This window comes from Curtobacterium sp. MCBD17_030 (assembly GCF_003224255.1).
GTDB lineage: Bacteria > Actinomycetota > Actinomycetes > Actinomycetales > Microbacteriaceae > Curtobacterium.
In genome coordinates this window covers 521,079-537,378 of record NZ_QKLI01000001.1, presented here as the reverse complement: position 1 = coordinate 537,378, position 16,300 = coordinate 521,079, and the positions used below count along the sequence as shown (strand labels likewise).

Annotated in this window: 17 protein-coding genes; 5 read left to right on the top strand and 12 right to left on the bottom strand. The window is 69.5% G+C overall.

The window, feature by feature from the left end:
• Positions 1-102: 102 nt before the first annotated feature.
• The 4 genes from DEI89_RS02515 to DEI89_RS17545 form a co-directional block, all read right to left on the bottom strand.
• Positions 103-618 carry an Imm26 family immunity protein gene (locus tag DEI89_RS02515; protein ID WP_110902419.1) on the bottom strand — a complete coding sequence of 172 codons (516 nt, stop codon included), beginning with the start codon at positions 616-618 and terminating at the stop codon, positions 103-105.
• An 81-nt stretch (positions 619-699) separates the two neighbouring features.
• Positions 700-1,218, bottom strand: a complete 519-nt coding sequence (locus DEI89_RS02510) for a hypothetical protein (RefSeq protein ID WP_110902418.1) — start codon at positions 1,216-1,218, stop codon at positions 700-702.
• A gap of 179 nt (positions 1,219-1,397) precedes the next feature.
• Positions 1,398-2,111, bottom strand: a complete 714-nt coding sequence (locus DEI89_RS02505) for a hypothetical protein (RefSeq protein ID WP_110902417.1) — start codon at positions 2,109-2,111, stop codon at positions 1,398-1,400.
• 94 nt (positions 2,112-2,205) lie between these two features.
• A complete protein-coding gene (locus tag DEI89_RS17545; RefSeq protein ID WP_181421461.1) occupies positions 2,206-2,364 on the bottom strand; it encodes a hypothetical protein in 159 nt (52 codons plus the stop codon).
• A gap of 215 nt (positions 2,365-2,579) precedes the next feature.
• Here DEI89_RS17545 and DEI89_RS02495 point away from each other — a divergent pair, with 215 nt between their 5' ends.
• Positions 2,580-2,951: a hypothetical protein gene (locus DEI89_RS02495; protein ID WP_110902415.1), complete on the top strand. Its 372-nt coding sequence runs from the start codon at positions 2,580-2,582 to the stop codon at positions 2,949-2,951.
• Between the two features lie 157 nt (positions 2,952-3,108).
• On the opposite strand, the gene DEI89_RS02490 is transcribed toward DEI89_RS02495, so the two are convergent.
• The 5 genes from DEI89_RS02490 to DEI89_RS02470 form a co-directional block, all read right to left on the bottom strand.
• Positions 3,109-3,480, bottom strand: a complete 372-nt coding sequence (locus tag DEI89_RS02490) for a hypothetical protein (protein WP_110902414.1) — start codon at positions 3,478-3,480, stop codon at positions 3,109-3,111.
• Position 3,481: 1 nt separating this feature from the next.
• Positions 3,482-5,674, bottom strand: a complete 2,193-nt coding sequence (locus tag DEI89_RS02485; protein WP_110902413.1) for an RHS repeat-associated core domain-containing protein — start codon at positions 5,672-5,674, stop codon at positions 3,482-3,484.
• Positions 5,626-7,974, bottom strand: a complete 2,349-nt coding sequence (locus tag DEI89_RS02480) for a DUF6531 domain-containing protein (protein ID WP_110902412.1) — start codon at positions 7,972-7,974, stop codon at positions 5,626-5,628. The genes DEI89_RS02485 and DEI89_RS02480 overlap by 49 nt, the downstream gene beginning before the upstream one ends.
• A 207-nt stretch (positions 7,975-8,181) precedes the next feature.
• The gene (locus tag DEI89_RS02475) at positions 8,182-8,631 is read right to left on the bottom strand and encodes a SufE family protein (RefSeq protein WP_110902411.1); all 450 of its coding nucleotides are present in this window, start codon (positions 8,629-8,631) and stop codon (positions 8,182-8,184) included.
• Entirely contained in the window at positions 8,628-9,539 is a 912-nt protein-coding gene (locus DEI89_RS02470; RefSeq protein WP_110902410.1) for a sulfurtransferase, read from the bottom strand. Before DEI89_RS02470 ends, DEI89_RS02475 begins: the two co-directional genes overlap by 4 nt.
• Before the next feature lie 173 nt (positions 9,540-9,712).
• Here DEI89_RS02470 and zapE point away from each other — a divergent pair, with 173 nt between their 5' ends.
• Both zapE and DEI89_RS02460 read left to right on the top strand, forming a co-directional pair.
• Complete coding sequence (gene zapE, locus DEI89_RS02465) at positions 9,713-10,798, top strand: cell division protein ZapE (RefSeq protein ID WP_258368651.1); 1,086 nt, start codon at positions 9,713-9,715, stop codon at positions 10,796-10,798.
• A 186-nt stretch (positions 10,799-10,984) separates the two neighbouring features.
• Positions 10,985-12,259, top strand: coding sequence for an ammonium transporter (locus tag DEI89_RS02460; protein ID WP_110902409.1), 1,275 nt, complete (start codon positions 10,985-10,987; stop codon positions 12,257-12,259).
• A gap of 157 nt (positions 12,260-12,416) precedes the next feature.
• Here DEI89_RS02460 and DEI89_RS02455 read toward each other — a convergent pair whose 3' ends face one another.
• Positions 12,417-12,746, bottom strand: a complete 330-nt coding sequence (locus tag DEI89_RS02455; protein WP_110902408.1) for a hypothetical protein — start codon at positions 12,744-12,746, stop codon at positions 12,417-12,419.
• A gap of 157 nt (positions 12,747-12,903) precedes the next feature.
• The gene (locus tag DEI89_RS02450) at positions 12,904-13,875 is read right to left on the bottom strand and encodes an aldo/keto reductase (RefSeq protein ID WP_110902407.1); all 972 of its coding nucleotides are present in this window, start codon (positions 13,873-13,875) and stop codon (positions 12,904-12,906) included.
• Positions 13,876-13,964: 89 nt separating this feature from the next.
• On the opposite strand from DEI89_RS02450, the gene DEI89_RS02445 reads away from it, so the two are divergent.
• Entirely contained in the window at positions 13,965-14,357 is a 393-nt protein-coding gene (locus tag DEI89_RS02445) for a ChaB family protein (protein ID WP_110902406.1), read from the top strand.
• 51 nt (positions 14,358-14,408) lie between these two features.
• Complete coding sequence (locus tag DEI89_RS02440; protein ID WP_110902405.1) at positions 14,409-15,374, top strand: beta-ketoacyl-ACP synthase III; 966 nt, start codon at positions 14,409-14,411, stop codon at positions 15,372-15,374.
• Between the two features lie 76 nt (positions 15,375-15,450).
• Here the strand turns inward: DEI89_RS02440 and DEI89_RS02435 are convergent, their stop codons facing one another.
• The gene (locus DEI89_RS02435) at positions 15,451-16,299 is read right to left on the bottom strand and encodes a hypothetical protein (RefSeq protein WP_181421460.1); all 849 of its coding nucleotides are present in this window, start codon (positions 16,297-16,299) and stop codon (positions 15,451-15,453) included.
• Position 16,300 lies beyond the last annotated feature (1 nt).

The following is a 16,300-nucleotide window of genomic DNA, read 5'->3' as shown; positions in this document are numbered from 1 at the left end:
TAACCTATCTGCTCAAGGGGAGACAGGGCGATCCTGCTGTGACAGCTGGTGTCTGTTCGTTGCATGGGCCCCGTGCGTGCAGGCGGCGATGCGCGATCGGAATCAGGAGCCGAACAGCTCGGCTGATGTCGGCGTCTTCGTGTAACGGATCTCGTCGAACACCGGGTACCAGGGGTCGAGGCCTGCGTGAGCCCGCACGGCCCTCTCGAGAAGCATCGGACTCCGATAAATCTCGGGTGAGATGGTCTGCATCTCCGCCGGGGATGCTGATCGGCTGGTCGTCCCGGTGAAGTTGGAGACTCGTGCTCCTCCGGTTTCTGGGGATCCGTAGCAGAACGCTGGTAGGAAGCGGTCCGGCTCCGGAGTTCTCTGCCCGATGATCTTCCAGTCGCCGTGGTAGAAGCGGGCATCGAACGTGAGCACAGCGAAGAGCGGATCGACCGTGAAGTTCCAGGAGGACGCGTTCCCACTGCTGTGCAATGGAAGGGTTTGGTCGTACACGAGGACGTAGAGGCTGGCGTTTCGTTCTGCAACCACCACGCCTGGGTAGCCCCGGCTGCTGTCCACGGGGATGAGGAACACGTCGCCGGCATTCGCGAGATTCCCCGGTTCCGTCATGTCCAATGCGGGCCTCCTCCTGCAAATCGGTGACGTTGCTCGCGCATGTGGTGTCCTCTGCTCGCCAACCAGCCATTTGTGTCATGCGCCGAAGAGCTCTGCAGAAGTAGGCGTTTTCTTGTATCGGATGCCGTCGAAAGCTGGAAGCCACGGTTCCAAGCCAGCCTGCGCACGAACGGCCATCTCGAGCAGTAGCGAAGAGCGAGTGATCATGTGTGGGACAGTTGCTGACTCTTCCGGCGTCGCGAGGCGTTCTCGAGTGCCGCTGAAATCGGTGACGCGCACCCCTCCGGTCTCCACGAGGCCGTGCGTGAAGGCCGGAAGGAAGCGTACACGGTCCGGCTCAGCGTGGCCGATCACTTGCCATGCTCCTTCGTCGAATCTCCCATCGAAGGTCTGGATGGCGAACAACGGTTCCGTATCGAGCGGCCATGAGCGACTGTCACTAAGTGCATTGATCTGCACGACCTGGTCGAACACGATCATGTAGAGGCTGACGCCGCGTTCCGCGATCACCTGTCCCAGATGCGCCGATGAGTCGCTGATCGGGATCATGAAGACATCGCCTGCTGTGACATTCAGCGCCTTGCTCGTACTCAATAGGGGTCCTCCGCTGCTGTCGAGTGACACCACGATAGGGCTTTCCGGTCGTCAGTCGAACAGTTCTGCATGGTGATGCCGGCCTTGGAACGGTATGCCGAACACGTCTCCCGGCCGTGCTTCGTACGGCTGTTTCCTGCTGCTCAAGCTGCGTCGCCTCCTCCGGGCCACTTCGGCAATCATCGGGCGGGGGAAGTGCGTCCGGCCGGGGGCAGGAAATCAGTGATGTAGAGCACGCCGACGATCTGACGAGTAGTCGCGTCCAGGGCTGCGGTCACCAATGATTCCTGTAGCCAGATCGAGCCCAGCAGAACGTCCATGGATCCAGCATCAGAGAGGTCCTTCGTGAACTGTTCGAGTCCGACCACCGCGACCCCCTTCTCGCGCGCCAGGTTGTACTTCGTCCACAGCGTCCTCGCGATGCTGGCGGCCTCGGTCTCGCCGAGGCGGAGGAGCCGGTCGTCGGGCAGCGCTTCGATCGCGGACCGGGCGCGGGCTGCGGCCGGGAGTGTCGACGCCCGAAGGAGCCCGCGGAAGTCCCCGACCGAGATTGTCCTCGCCGTCCGAGATCGATCGAGGTAGGTCACAGCGAGCACCTCGTGCTCGTGCTCGTCGAGCACGAGCGACACCACCTCCTCGCCGGACTCCACCTGGCAGAAGAGGACCGGAGCGCTGCCCAGGCCTCCGAGCGGCTCGATCAGCTCCTGGAGGTTCGGTTCGCGGGCCAGGTACCGGGTGCGCACCATGGTCACGAACTCCGCTGCGCTGAAGCGGTCGGCGAAGACCTCGTCGCCCTTCTCAGCGCGAGCCAGCACCGACCCGACCTCCGGTGGTACGGGAACCGTCGAGTGCGCGAGGATCCGGTCGAGATCCCGGACGGTCAGGACACCCATCAGTCGCCGTACCTCTCCACTTTCGTATCGCGGATCACTCCGCGGGTGAGGGCTTCAGATTCGTTCTCGTTCCATCCGCGCCGGACACCCACGTTCAGCCTCGATTCTGGTGCGCACCCCGGAACGCGACGATCCGCTCCTGCTCAACCCGCCAGGTGACGTCGAACTCGCGGGTCGACGCGTCGACGAGGTCGACCTCCTTCCCGGGATCGCGGGCGTTCACGACAAAGCTGTCCAGGATGAGCCGGCTCACGCCGTCCGAGATCGACTCATTGCCGAGCAAGGTTCTCAGCAGGCATCAGTTCAAGGCCCCGGTGTCCAGGAGGGGCGGCGACCACAGACGTGAGTCAACCCAGCAGCAAATTCCCCTACCTTCGCGGCCCCGCTGGTCGCGACAAATTTGAACGGAACCCTCGATCAGGTGCTCGGCCCTTCGGGTGGCACATCGCCGCGGAGGAGATCAGAGCCGTGCGTCTCGAAGTGTTCGGGAAGCTCAGCGAGTTCCTCTGGCCACTCTTGCAAGAGACGTTTGATGTCCTCGACGATCCACATGGGAACCTTGAGGTTGCGCTCCGCGATGAGCCCTGCTGCGATACTCAGACCGAGAGGGGCTTCGTTGCATTCAACGAGATCGCGCGCATCCTCCAGCGCTTGAATACCGAGCCGCTCTTCGAGCCCGCTAATGATGCGGAGTGCCTGATTTCGGTAATTGCCAAGGTCGCACATCGTGAGTATTTCGGTGTGTTGGTAGGGAATCCGGAAATGATCTCATCGTTTCTGATGACGACGTTGCGGAACTCCAGGGCGCCCGTCGGTTGCGAACCGATGAAGCGGTGGTAGGTGACGAATCCCGGCTCCGGCCGCCTGGTGGTCGGACTGCCTGATCTCCTTCGGAACGACATGACCTTCACTCGCTCGCTCGCTCGCTCGCACGGATCGCTTCTTGCTGCCTCGTAGAGCGGTTCGCGAGTCTGCGGGAGCTTGCCGACCAACTCGATCACGTCGGGGAGGGACGCGTGCGAGCGCTCATCTCGTGGGCATGCGCGTCGGCCTCGGTCTTGTAGATCTCGCCCCATGCGATGCTCGGAGGCATGGCATGGGCAGGCAGATCGACGTCAGGGAGACAGATCTGCACGAAGTGCGGGAAGGCGGGGAAGGTCCAGAGGTCTTCGTCCTCGAACCGACTCCAGAGCAACAACTCCCCGATGCCGAGTGGATGGCCGAGCTCCTGACCGTTCAGCGGCGGATCGCAGCTGACCATCAGTGCATGGTGACCGTTCGGGAGCTCGATCGGTCGTTCCACTTCGCACCGGAAGACGGACGAGAACCGCTTGCTGTCCATGGACGAGAGGAAGAAGACTTCTTGCATGTCAGAACTCCGGATTGATGCCGCTGACGCGATCGAGCTGGATCGCGCCCTTGTCGATGCCGTTCGGGATGATGTACTCGTCTAGTCCGCCTCGGTTGCCGTCCAGGGGAAGCGCTGCCCTCGTCTTCACCACCGCGCTGGGGTCGCGCAACGTCCCTTCGAGCAGGAACCGCCCCGAGTTCACGCTGTAATCGGGCCCGGTCTTCCCTGACGGTAGTCCTGCGACGTCGCGGTAGTTGGCAACAGACCCAGGGTGGGACGGCGACCATGAGGCACCGGTCGGCTGAGCATCTCCGCCGTAGACACGGTAGATCTTCTGACCTTCGAAGGGCGTCGGGAGCTCGTCGCCGAGCTTGTTCACCGCTGTCGGCAGATGCACCTTGTTGAGCACCCCGCCGGTGGCTGCCGACGTCGCGGCGCCCTCGGTAGCGTTCCGCAGCAGGCTGCCCGGTGTGACCGGCTGCCCACTGACGACGGTGTTCGCGACGTTCTCGACAGCACCCTCGACCGCGTTCCCGACGAAGTGCTTCCCGATCGCCGCACCGAAGCCGCCGCCGACGGCGCCGAACGCCCCGCTGACCGCGACCTGCCCCCAGTTGACCTCGCCGGTGGTGGCCTTCTGGATGATGGTGTCCGCGCCGGCGCTGATGAGCATCATGCCGACCGGGCCGCCGACCCCGGTGGCCATGAGGAGCCCACCGCCGACGACCATCGCGCCACCGGCGACGTACTCCCAGTTGTCCTTGAACCATTCGCCCGTGGCCGCTGCAGCCCGGGCCAGGGGACCCTGCTCACTGGCGGCGTAGGCCTCGAGCTCGGCGTCGGTGATCGGCGCGAGCCCGAGCGGGTCGAGCGCGTGCAGCGGGTCGTTCCCGGCGAACGAGTACGGGTTGCCACCCCACGCGGCTCCGGCGGGCGGAGCGAGCGGGTCGACGGAGAGGAACCCGCGCGTGGTCGGGTCGTAGGCGCGGGCGCCCATCCACTCCAGGCCGGCGACCTGCAGCGTGCCGTCGGCACCCAGACCGAGGGCTGCGGGCAGGGACGCGCCTCCGACGTCGGCGAGGACCTGCCACGGGTCCGCTTCCGATGCGGCACGAGCGCTGCGCCAACCGGCGGTCGTCCAGGCGTCACCGACTCCGGTGATGCCACCGGGAGCACGGAGGACCGGAGCGTCGCCGACAGCGAGGAGCGTCGGCGTGGCCGCCGCGGTGTCCCAGGCGATCGGGACACCGTCGACATCGGCGAGTTCGCCGAGGGCATCGACCGTCAGGTTGGTCGACGCTGAGCCATCCGGACCCTGTGTCCGGGTGCCCGTGAGCCACCCGCGGGCGTCCCAGAGTGAGTCGGTGGTGCTGCCGTCGCTCCGGAGTTCGCGCGTGCGCTGGCCGCGCCCGTCGTACTCGTAGGTGACGGACGCGTCACCGTCCTCGACCCGGAGGAGTCGACCTGCCGCGTCGTGGTGGAACCGGCGGACTCGATCATCGGTGCGTTCCTCGACGAGCCGTCCGGCTGCGTCGTAGACCCAGTCGGACCGGTGGTCAGAACCCATAGCTGACACGAGTTCGGCGGAGACCAGCTGTGCCCCGTCGTCGTGGCCGTACCTGGTCCGTCCGGCGGGGCCGTCCACCGACAGGATCCGCCCGTCGGGGTCCCGCTCGATGCGGGTCACGTCGGACCCGTCGGCGTCGGTCGTCGTGTGCTCGACGAGCTGGCCGTCCGCGTAGCGCCAGGACTGCAGCTGGTCACCGGCCCGGAGGCCCGTCAGGCGTCCGGCAGGGTCGTGGTCGTACCGGACCTCGCCGAAGGCGGTGTGCTCGACACGGCTGACACGACCCACGGCATCGCGGTCGTACCGGGTGACCGTGCCGTCGGGGGAGTACACGGCGGTGCGGAGGCCGTCGGCGTCGTGGCTCCACCGGGTCTCACGGGAGCCGGTGCTGCGACGGACGAGCTGTCCGAGCCGGCTGTAATCCAGCGTGTGGTCCACCGGATCCCCGCCACGGGTGTGGTCGGTGATCGTGACGGTCCGGGAGCGCGGGTCGCGGTCGATGCGGGCGAGCAGTGCGTCGTCGGCGTACTGGGCGACCTCGAGCCCGGCGGCGTCGTGCTCCCATCGCAGGGTCCTGCCGTCGGGGTCGGTCTGGGTCAGCTGGCGGCCGGCCGCGTCGTAGGTCGCGGTGGTCGTTCGTCCCACGCACCACGCTGACGTACGACGCCGATTCGCGGATCACGGCGCGGACGATGGGGGTCGATCGTCGCGGTGACCCGGCCGCACGGACCGTGTTCGTACCGCCACACGCCGCCGTCGGGCTCCTCACGCGAGGTCAACAGTCCGGAGGCGTCGTACCGGTAGCGCGTGCGGTGGCCGAGGGGCGTCCGGGCTTCGACAACACGACCGGCGTCGTCGCGCTCGAGTCGTGCGACCGCGCCGTCGGCGTTCTCGATGCCGACGACGTCGCCGAACCGGTCGTGGTGGAAGGTGACGGTCACCCCGGTCGGGTCGGTGCACCGGACGAGCACACCGCCGCGCCACTCGAGCTCGGTCCGACCGCCGACGGGGTCGACGACGACCGACGGGTTGCGGTCCGCTGCGTCGGCGTACTCGTACTCGACGACGCCACCGGCCGCCGTGACGATCGTCGTGACGCGGTCCTGCTCGTCGTGGCCGTACGTCAGGTCGGCGCCCTCCGGCGTCACGGTGCGGACGCGTCGGCCACGGTCGTCGTACCCGTGGACGGTCGTCTGGCCGTCGCGCTCCGTGACCGAGACCAGGTTGCCGTGCGGGTCGTACGACATCGACTGACGGCGGCCGTCGGCGTCGACGATCCCGACGACGCGGCCCTTCCGGTCCGAGATCCAGGTGTTCGTGGCGGTTCCGTCAGTGTCCGACACCGAGGTCACCCGGCCCTGCAGGTACGCGAACCGGACGGTGCGTCCGAACGGGGTGCGCTGCTCGACCACGCGGCCCTGCGCGTCGTACACGTTGACGCACTCGACGACGCCGGAGGCCGCGGTCACCTGGTCGACCAGGCCCGCGTCGTCCCACCGGTAGCGTCGCGTGCCGACCGCGTCCTGCGCGGCGACGAGGCGTCGGGCGTGGTCGTACCGGTACTCGACGCGGCGGCCGTCCGACGCCGAGACGGAGGCGACGCGGTCGTCCTGGTACTCGACGTGGAGCGCGCGGCCGAGCTCGTGCTCGAGCCGGGTGATCCGGTCGTCGCCGTCCCGGACGACCGAGACGCCGGTGCCCGGCCCCCGGTCGGTGCCGAGCCAGAGCCCGGCGGGCGTGAACGTCCATCGGCCGCCGGCGTTGTCGGCGACGACGAGCACGGCGTCCTCGCGGCGGAGCCAGAGGTCCTCGCCGACCCCGCGTGCCCAGCCGTCGTCGTCCCGGGGGAAGTCGACCTGGCGCCCGTCCTCGAGCACGATCGACGCGACCTCGTCCCCGAGCTCCAACCGGACGTCGAGCACCGACGACCACCCGATGCCGAACCAGCCCACCCGAGTGTCGAGCGAGTTGTACATCCGTGAGAAGTGCAGCGCTGCCGCGGCCCCGCCGAAGCGCAGATCGGTCTCCGGCTCGAGGAAGTTCCCCGTCGCGGTGTTCACCGGGTCGTCGGCGAAGCCGTTCGTCGGCGGGGTGCCCATCGCCGAGAACGGGCCGATGGTCAGGTCGTCGCGGGTGGCGTCGATGCCGGCCGCCGCCAGGGCCGCCGAGATCGAGGCGTCCGACAGCGTGGCGGGTCCGGTGCCACCGCCTGCGGCCTCGAACTGCGCCGCGACGGTGCCCGCCCAGGCGGCGTCCTGCCCGTTCGCGGTCAGCCAGTCGTTCACGGCGGTCACGAGCGACTGCGCGTTGAGCGTGCCCCAGCACGGGTTGCAGCCGGACTCGTAGTCGGTCAGCGCGTTGCGGAAGGTCGAGACCGCACCAGCGAGTGACTCGTCGCACGACCGGATGCCGGACTGGAACGACCGGAGGTCTGCGGGCACCGCCGACGACGTGCCGCCGCCTCCGCCGCCCCCACCGGCCGGGATGGTCCGGCCGCTCACCGTCACGGCGTCGGCCTGGCGGTGCGGCTCTGGCTCCGGCTCCGGTGGCTTCGGGTCGTCGTCGGCGCCGAACCACGTCCCGACCTCGTGGGTCGCGGCGACGAACAAGTTGTCCTCGCGCTCCTTCTTGCGCGCCGCCCAGGCCTTCGCCTTCGCCCGCCGGTCGTCCTCCTGCTTCGCGGCCTCACGCAGCTGCTCGACGAAGCCCGACAGACTCTGCAGCGCGTCGACGAGCTCGGACGCCCCGCGTGAGGCGACATCGGCGTTGTCCGCGAAGACCTGGGAGAAGTACCCCCGGAACTCCCGGCTCGCGGTCGTGACGTACGACGCCCGCGACCCCTTCTGGCCGCTGATCGCGCTCGCGAGCCCCGTCGCAGCGGACTTCAGTCCGTCGGCGTCTCCGTAGGAGTACCCCGTCGGGTCGTTGCCGTGGATCTTCCCCATGTCGTCCCGTTCCCCTCGTCGGTTGACGGGCCCATCCTGCCACGTGTACCGCTCGTTCCGCCGGGACGTTCTGCGGGCAGATGGGGGGACGACGGACGGGAGGCGCGGCACCAGCTGGCACCGTCCTCCCTCGCAGGCTCGGTCGGCGCGGCCCGCGTGACGCTGGCGTCACCGCTGAGCGGGCCGCGCCCGTCCGGAACGAGGCGGCTACGCGACCGCCGCCGTGACCTGCCGCTGCACCCGGCCGAGCATGCCGACCATGCCGCGGATCCGCAGCGGACTGACCGCCTCGGACAGCCCGATCGTGAGCGGGTAGTCGGACGGCACGGCGAGCACCTGCTCGGCGGTGAGGCCGGAGAGCCCCTGCGCCAGGATCGAGGCGAACCCCCGGGTGGTGGGGGACTCGCGCGGCGCCGTGGCGTGCATCCGGACGACGTCGGGTGCGTCGCCGTCCGCACCGACCGTGACGGAGATGAAGACCGGGGACTGGCACTCCTCGACACGTTCGAGTTCGTCCTCGTGTCCCTGCAGGCGCGGCGGGAGGGCAGGCAGCTCGTCGGAGAACTCGAGCAGGAGCTGCAGGCGGTCGTTCAACGAGAGCGCGAGGAAGTCGTCGCGGATCTCGGCGAGGGGCTGGGGGAGTGCTGCGTCCGTCATCGAGCAGGCAGCGTACCCGGCTCGGATCCCACCGCGATCGGGACGCGGACCGCGCTGCCCCACTCGGTCCAGGATCCGTCGTAGTTGCGGACGTTCTCGTAGCCGAGCAGGTGCTGCAGCACGAACCAGGTGTGGCTCGAGCGCTCACCGATGCGGCAGTAGGCGATGACCTCGTCCGCGTCGCCGATGCCGGCGCCGTCGCGGTAGACGGCGTCGAGCTCGTCCCGCGACTTGAACGTGCCGTCCGGGGCGGCGGCGGTCGCCCACGGGATGTTCACGGCGGTGGGGATGTGGCCGCCGCGGAGGGCGCCCTCTTCCGGGTAGTCCGGCGCGGTGGTCCGGTCACCGGAGTACTCCGGGGCACTGCGGACGTCGATGAGGGGCTTGCCGAGGTGGGCGAGGACGTCGTCCTTGAAGGCGCGGACCGGCTCGTCGTGGCGCTCCACGACGGGGTACTCGACCGGCTCGACGGTCGTCCGGTCGGTGGTCATCGCGCGGCCCTCGGCGATCCACTTCGCCCGGCCGCCGTCGAGCAGGCGGACGTCCTCGTGCCCGAAGAGCGTGAAGACCCAGAGGGCGTAGGCCGCCCACCAGTTGTTCTTGTCGCCGTGGATGACGACGGTGGTGTCGCGGCCGATCCCCTTGCCGCCGACGAGTCGCGCGAACGCCTCGCCGTCGATGTAGTCGCGCTGCACCGGGTCGTTGAGGTCGGTGTGCCAGTCGATCTTCACCGAGCCCGGGATGTGCCCGGTCTCGTAGAGCAGGACGTCCTCGTCGGACTCCACCACGACGAGCTCCGGCGATCCGGCTCCGGCGTCGAGTTGCTCCTGCAGCCACTCGGTGGACACCAGGCGCTCGGGGTGCGCGTAGGAGCGGAACTTCTCGGACGGGTCGACCGGTGCGGTCATCGGGGGTACCTCCTGGGGATCGGTGGCGCGCGGACTACGATCGGTCCTTGCGCGTCGACGGCAACGGTACGCGGACGGGCCGAGTCCCCGCCGCACCGTGACACTCCACGACGTACAGACACGCACGACGTACACGACACGCACGCACGCACGCTCCGCACCGGAAGGCCGTCTTGCCCGAACTCGCTCCCGTCGCCCACCTCGTGGACCGCGACCCGCAGGTGACCCCGCAGCAGATGGCCGACTCCCTGGTGCCGCCGCTGCAGTTCACCACCGCGTCGTTCGCCTCCTACCGGCCCGACCCGGAGTACGCCTCGCAAGCCGAGGTCCGGGACGCGGTCGAAGCGTTCGTCGCCACACAGCCGGAGCCCGCCAAGCGCGGCCTGTTCGGCCGGAAGCGCAAGGAGCCCGAGACCCCGGCGCGATCGGGCGTGTACCTGGACGGCGGGTTCGGCGTCGGCAAGACCCACCTGCTCGCCGCCGCCTACCACGCCGCGTCCGGCCGGAAGACGTTCGGCACCTTCATCGAGTACACCGCCCTCGTCGGCGCACTCGGTTTCCAGGGGACCGTCGACCTGCTCCGCGGCACCTCGCTGGTCTGCATCGACGAGTTCGAGCTCGACGACCCGGGCGACACGATGGTGATGACGCGGCTCATCAAGGAGCTGTCCGAGTCCGGTACCCGCTTCGCCGCGACGTCGAACACCCCGCCAGGAGCGCTCGGCGAGGGCCGGTTCGCGGCGCAGGACTTCCTGCGGGAGATCCAGGCGATGTCGGACCGGTTCGACACGATGCGGATCGACGGCCTCGACTTCCGTCGCCGCGCCGTCGACGAGTCCGCCTCGGTGGTCGACGACGTCCCGTCCGTCCTGGCGACCCTGTCCTCGGTGACGACGTCCCGGACGGGAGGCCCGGCCCGCGTCACGCAGGACGACTTCCGCTCCGTCGTGGCCCACCTGGCGTCGGTGCACCCGTCGAAGTACGTCGCGCTGGTCGACGGCCTCGACGCCGTCGGCCTGACCGACGTGCAGGCGTTCACCGACCAGACCGATGCGCTCCGCTGGGTGGCGCTCGTCGACCGGCTCTACGACGCGCAGGTGCGGATCGTCGCGTCCGGCATCCCGCTCGACACTGTCTACCCCGAGGTGATGCTCGAGGGCGGGTACCGCAAGAAGTACCTGCGCGCGGCCAGCCGTGTCGTGGCGCTGACGCGCGCGGAGACCGAAGCCAGCGCGGAGACCGAGCCCCGGGCCTCCTGACCGTCCTCGCACGTCGCTCGGGGCACCTGCACACCGCGCTGACCGGTCCACGAAACACAGCGTTCACAGAACGCGCCGTGACGTTACCTCCGCGAAACAGACCGAGCGCTCCGGTGAAACACGTCGTCGCCAGACTCGGTCGCACCCGAGGCGGACGAGAGCCGCACAGCGACGAGAGGTGCACACATGCTTGATCAGGGCAACACGACGTTCGTGTTGGTCATGGCGGCCCTGGTGTTGTTCATGACACCCGGCCTGGCCTTCTTCTACGGCGGACTGGTGAAGGCGAAGTCCGTCATCAGCATGATGATGATGTCGTTCGGAGCGATCGCCCTGGTGAGCGTCCTCTGGGTGCTCTACGGCTACGCGATCGCCTTCGCGAACCCCGGCGACCACACGGCGATCTCCGGCGTCGTCGGCTTCTTCAGCATCGACTGGAACCAGCTCGGCCTCGGCCAGGCGTTCGAGGAGGCCACGGCCTCGAAGATCGACGCGTCCTACCCGTCGATGGCCTTCGTCGGCTTCCAGGCGACGTTCGCGATCATCACCGTCGCCCTCATCTCCGGCGCGATCGCCGACCGCGCCAAGTTCGGCGCGTGGATGGTCTTCGCCGGCGTCTGGGTCACGGTCGTGTACTTCCCGGTCGCCTCCTGGGTGTTCAACCTGACCTCCGGCTGGGCCGCCACCTGGGGCGTCATCGACTTCGCCGGTGGCACCGCGGTGCACATCAACGCGGGTGCCGCGGGCCTCGCCCTGGCGCTGGTGCTCGGCAAGCGTGTCGGGTTCGCCAAGGGTGCGCACAAGCCGCACAACCCGCCCTTCGTCCTGCTCGGTGCCGCCATCCTCTGGTTCGGCTGGTTCGGCTTCAACGCCGGCTCCGAGGGTGCCGCTGACGGCATCGCCTCGATCGCCTGGGTGAACACGCTCGCCGCCCCGGCTGCCGCGATCCTCGGCTGGCTGCTCGTCGAGAAGCTCAAGGACGGCAAGGCCACCTCCGTCGGAGCCGCCTCGGGTGCCGTCACCGGTCTCGTCGCGATCACCCCGGCCTGCGCCAACCTGACGCCCGGATGGGGCCTGGTGCTCGGCTTCCTCGCCGGCATCGTCTGCTGCTTCGCGATCGACTGGAAGTACCGCCTGGGCTTCGACGACTCGCTCGACGTGGTCGGCGTGCACCTGGTGGGCGGCATCTTCGGCACGCTGTTCCTCGGCTTCTTCGCCAACGACACCGGCCTGATCTACTCCGGCTCGTTCGAGCAGCTCGGCAAGCAGGCCGCGGCCGCCGCAGCCGTCGGTGTCTACTCCTTCGTCCTGGCCTTCGTCATCGGTTTCATCATCGAGAAGACGATCGGCTTCCGTGTCAAGACCGAGGACGAGGTCGCCGGCATCGACACCGCGGTCCACGGCGAAGAGGGCTACGTCCTCTACGACGAGGAGGACAAGAGCCCGGTCGGCGTCCGCTGACACGCGTTCCCGCACGACGACGGCCCCCGCTCACCCGAGCGGGGGCCGTCGTCGTCGTGTGGGCGTCCGCAAAACGCAACGTGGGCGACGCCCCGCAACGGAGTACCGCTGCGCGGTGCCGCCGCGGTTGCGTTTCGCGGGGCTGGACGGGACGAGGTCAGTCCGTGTCGGCGCCACGCTCGCGCGAGCCGCCCGGTGCTGCCTGGTCGTCGGTCTGGGTGCCGGCGGAGGTGTCGCCGAGGTCGTCGCCGCCGCCGACGAGGGCGTCGCCACCACGGGCGTCGTTCCCCAGGGCGGCCAGAGCGGACTGCTCCTGGTCCCCACGGTCCTCCAGGTCGAGGCCGGAGCGGTCGTCGTCTGCGCGCTCCTCGACGTGGGTGCTGCCGCCTGCGGTGTCCCCGGTGGTCGCAGCCTCGTGCTGCATCGCCTCACCGAGCTCGGTGTTGCCGCCGTTGCCGCCGTGGTCATTGAGCATCGAGGTGGTCATCGTGCGTGTCCCTTCGTCGGTGGTTCCGTCGAGCCATCCGTAGCCCCGGGTGGCTGGACCCGCACCCGAGCCGTCCGGGAAACGCAACGTGGGCGGCACCGCGCAACGGAACACCGTTGCGTGACACCGCCCACGTTGCGTCTTGCGGGAGGTCAGGTCACCAGGCGTAGTCCTCGGGGGACGTCTTGTGGCCGGGGAAGAGCTCGTCGAGGCGGTCGAGCGCCGACTGGTCGAGGCGCACGTCGACGGCACGGACCGCGGACTCCCACTGCTCCATCGTGCGGGGGCCCGTGATCGGCGCGGTGACGCCCGGCTGGTGCAGCAGCCACGCGAGCGCGACCTCACCCGGCGTGTGTCCGAGCTCCTTCGCGAACGACTCGTACGCGGTCAGCTGGTCACGGTGCGCGTCGACGTACTCGGCGCTGCGGCCGGACAGGCGGCGGGACCCGTTCTCGGTCTTCTCGATGACACCACCGAGCAGACCGCCCTGCAACGGCGACCACGGGATGACCCCGAGGCCGTAGTGCTGTGCGGCCGGCAGGACCTCGCGCTCGATGTCCCGGACGACCAGGTTGTAGATCGACTGCTCGCTGACGAGCCCGAAGAAGTTCCGGTGCTTCGCGGCCTCCTGCGCCTGGGCGATGTGCCACCCGGCGAAGTTCGACGAGCCGACGTAGAGGATCTTCCCCTGGCCGACCGCGATCTCCATCGCCTGCCAGATCTCGTCCCAGGGCGTGTCCCGGTCGACGTGGTGCATCTGGTACAGGTCGATGTGGTCGGTCTGCAGGCGTCGGAGCGAGGCGTCGATCGACTGGCGGATGTTGTACGCGCTGAGCTTCTCGCCGTTCGGCCAGCCGGTCATGTCGCCGTAGACCTTCGTGGCGAGGATCGTCTTCTCGCGGCGTCCGCCGCCCCGGGCGAACCACCGTCCGATGATCTCCTCGGTGGCGCCCTTGCCCACCGAGCCGCCGTACGCGTTGGCGGTGTCGAAGAAGTTGACGCCGAGTTCGTGGGCCCGGTCCATGATCGCGTGCGAGTCGTCCTCGCCGGTCTCCGGTCCGAAGTTCATCGTGCCGAGCACTGCCCGTGACACCGACAGCCCTGTCCGTCCGAGGTGTGTGTAGTCCATGGTCCAGGTCTACGCCCCTGCCTCGATGCCCTGCCAGGCACTGGGAGTACCCGTGAGGAGCCGGACCAGCGCGCAACGAAGGAGCGACCATGCCCGCCGACGACGACCTCCCCAGCACCCTGCAGCGGTCCCCGGAGCACGCGCAGGAGATCTACCGCGCCGCCCGGGAGTCCGCCGAGGCCGAGTACGGCGACGGGCAGCGCGCCGGCCGCACGGCCTGGGCCGCGGTGAAGCACGAGTACGAGAAGGTCGGCGACCACTGGGAGGAGAAGGGCTCCTCCGGCCCGTCGGACTCCGGCGCCGCAGGGTCCCGCGGCTCCGGCACGACCGAGGAGGGCGTGGACGCGAACGCCTCGAAGGCGCACCTGCTCGACGTCGCGAAGCGTCTGGACGTCAGCGGCCGTTCCGGCATGACGAAGGACGAGCTCGTGGACGCGATCAAGAAGGCGAACCGTCGTGCGACGGCGAAGGCCCGGGAGTGAGCATGCCGTGCCGGGCATGCGGCGCTGGACGACAGGCGTAGCGTGCCGGGTGTGAACATCCCAGCACTCCGAGGCAGCCGGATCATCGGGTTCGGCCACCACCAGCCCGACCGGATCCTCACCAACGACGAACTGTCGACCATGGTCGACACGAACGACGAGTGGATCACCACCCGCACCGGCATCAAGACGCGGCACATCGCCGGGCCCGACGACAGCGTCACGTCGATGGCGACCGAGGCAGCGCGCAACGCCCTGGGGGACGCCGGCGTCGCGCCGACCGACGTGGACCTGGTGGTGGTCGCATCGACCACCCACCGGGACCGCTCGCCGTACACGGCCGGCCGGGTCGCGGCGGCACTCGGCATGTCGAACGGTCCCGCGCCGATCGACATCAACACCGCGTGCAGCGGCTTCGAGTACGCCATGGCGACGGCCGACCAGGCGATCCGCACCGGTGCCGCCGACAGCGCACTCGTGATCGGCTCCGAGACGCTCTCCCGGATCGCCGACTGGACCGACCGTTCGACCTGTGTCCTGGTCGGTGACGGCGCGGGCGCAGCGGTCCTCGGCGTGTCCGACGAGCCGCAGATCAGCTCCGTGTCGTGGGGCAGCGTGCCGCACCTGCAGGACGCCGTCCGCGTCACGCACGACCCCGAGATCTTCCAGCAGGAGGGCCGCTCGATCTACCGGTGGGCGATCACCGAGGCCGAGGGGCACGCCCGCGCCGTCGTCGAGCGCGCCGGCCTGACGCTCGACGACATCGGGGTGTTCGCGTTCCACCAGGCGAACCTCCGGATCATCGAGCCGCTCGTCACCGCGCTCGGCGGCGAGGGCAAGTACGTCGTCCGCGACGTCGTCGAGTCCGGCAACACCTCGGCCGCGAGCGTCCCGCTCGGGCTGTCGAAGGCCTGGCACCGCGGGGAGCTCCCCGAGGGCGTCCCGGCACTGCTGTTCGGCTTCGGCGGCGGGTTCGCGCACGCCGGTCAGGTCGTCATGACGCCGGTCCGGCGCTGACGCGCCGCCGGTCGCGACCGCACGACGGACGGGAGGCCCGCCACCAGTTGGTGGCGGGCCTCACGCCTCGTCTGCGTCAGCGGCCGCGTCCGCGGTCCAGGGCGCGCTGCTGCCGCTTGCTCAGCGGCTTCGTGTCCTTCGGTACGCCGCCGGCCTGCGGCGGCAGCACGACGGTGAAGTGTGCGGGCGGCGGACCGAAGGCGCTGCGGGAGGTCTGCACGACCTTGCGGCCGAGCGCGTGGTTGCCGAGCCCGCCGACGACCGCACCGATGCCGAACGGGATCGCGCGGCCGAGGATCGACGTGCCCTGACGGGTCAGGAACCGCTTCACGAAGGACGCGCGGAGTCGGCCGCCGATGCCGCTGACGGCCTGCTTCGGCAGGGACGACGTGACGAGTTCACCCCAGAAGGCGGTCCGACCCTGCCCGCCGCCGGCCTGCCCGGCGAGCTGCTTGACGAGCTGCGAGCCGGGCGCGCCGAGCATCATCGCCATGACCAGGGCGCGGGCCCGCTCGGGGTCCTCGACGGTGATGCCGTGCACCTCGGTGACGGACTGGGCGAAGAGCGCGCTGGCCTCGAGGAACCCGACGGTCTCGGCGCCGCTCAGCCCGAGGCTCGCGATCATGCCGACGCCCGGGATGACCGCGCTGGCACCGACCGCGGCCCCGCCGGACGTGACCGCGGTCAGGTACTGGCGCTCCAGGATCTCGATGACCTGCGCGGGGGTCGCGTCCGGGTGCCGGCGACGGACACGGGCGACGTGCGCGACGACGGCCGGACGCTGGACCGAGATGGCCCGGTCGAGCCAGCCGTTCCAGGCGGGGGCGTCGGGCTGCAGGTGCCCGCCATCGGGGGAGGGAGCGGACTGGACGGGTGCTGCGGGCGTCGGCACGAGTGCGTCGTGGTCACGAGGGGTGCTGGACATG

Coding starts and splice junctions, on each gene's coding strand:
- DEI89_RS02515 (WP_110902419.1), bottom strand. CDS start 618: ATGACGGAACCGGGGAATCTCGCGAATGCCGGCGACGTGTTCCTCATC.
- DEI89_RS02505 (WP_110902417.1), bottom strand. CDS start 2,111: ATGGGTGTCCTGACCGTCCGGGATCTCGACCGGATCCTCGCGCACTCG.
- DEI89_RS02490 (WP_110902414.1), bottom strand. CDS start 3,480: ATGCAAGAAGTCTTCTTCCTCTCGTCCATGGACAGCAAGCGGTTCTCG.
- DEI89_RS02480 (WP_110902412.1), bottom strand. CDS start 7,974: ATGGGGAAGATCCACGGCAACGACCCGACGGGGTACTCCTACGGAGAC.
- DEI89_RS02475 (WP_110902411.1), bottom strand. CDS start 8,631: ATGACGGACGCAGCACTCCCCCAGCCCCTCGCCGAGATCCGCGACGAC.
- DEI89_RS02470 (WP_110902410.1), bottom strand. CDS start 9,539: ATGACCGCACCGGTCGACCCGTCCGAGAAGTTCCGCTCCTACGCGCAC.
- DEI89_RS02460 (WP_110902409.1), top strand. CDS start 10,985: ATGCTTGATCAGGGCAACACGACGTTCGTGTTGGTCATGGCGGCCCTG.
- DEI89_RS02455 (WP_110902408.1), bottom strand. CDS start 12,746: ATGACCACCTCGATGCTCAATGACCACGGCGGCAACGGCGGCAACACC.
- DEI89_RS02450 (WP_110902407.1), bottom strand. CDS start 13,875: ATGGACTACACACACCTCGGACGGACAGGGCTGTCGGTGTCACGGGCA.
- DEI89_RS02445 (WP_110902406.1), top strand. CDS start 13,965: ATGCCCGCCGACGACGACCTCCCCAGCACCCTGCAGCGGTCCCCGGAG.
- DEI89_RS02435 (WP_181421460.1), bottom strand. CDS start 16,299: ATGTCCAGCACCCCTCGTGACCACGACGCACTCGTGCCGACGCCCGCA.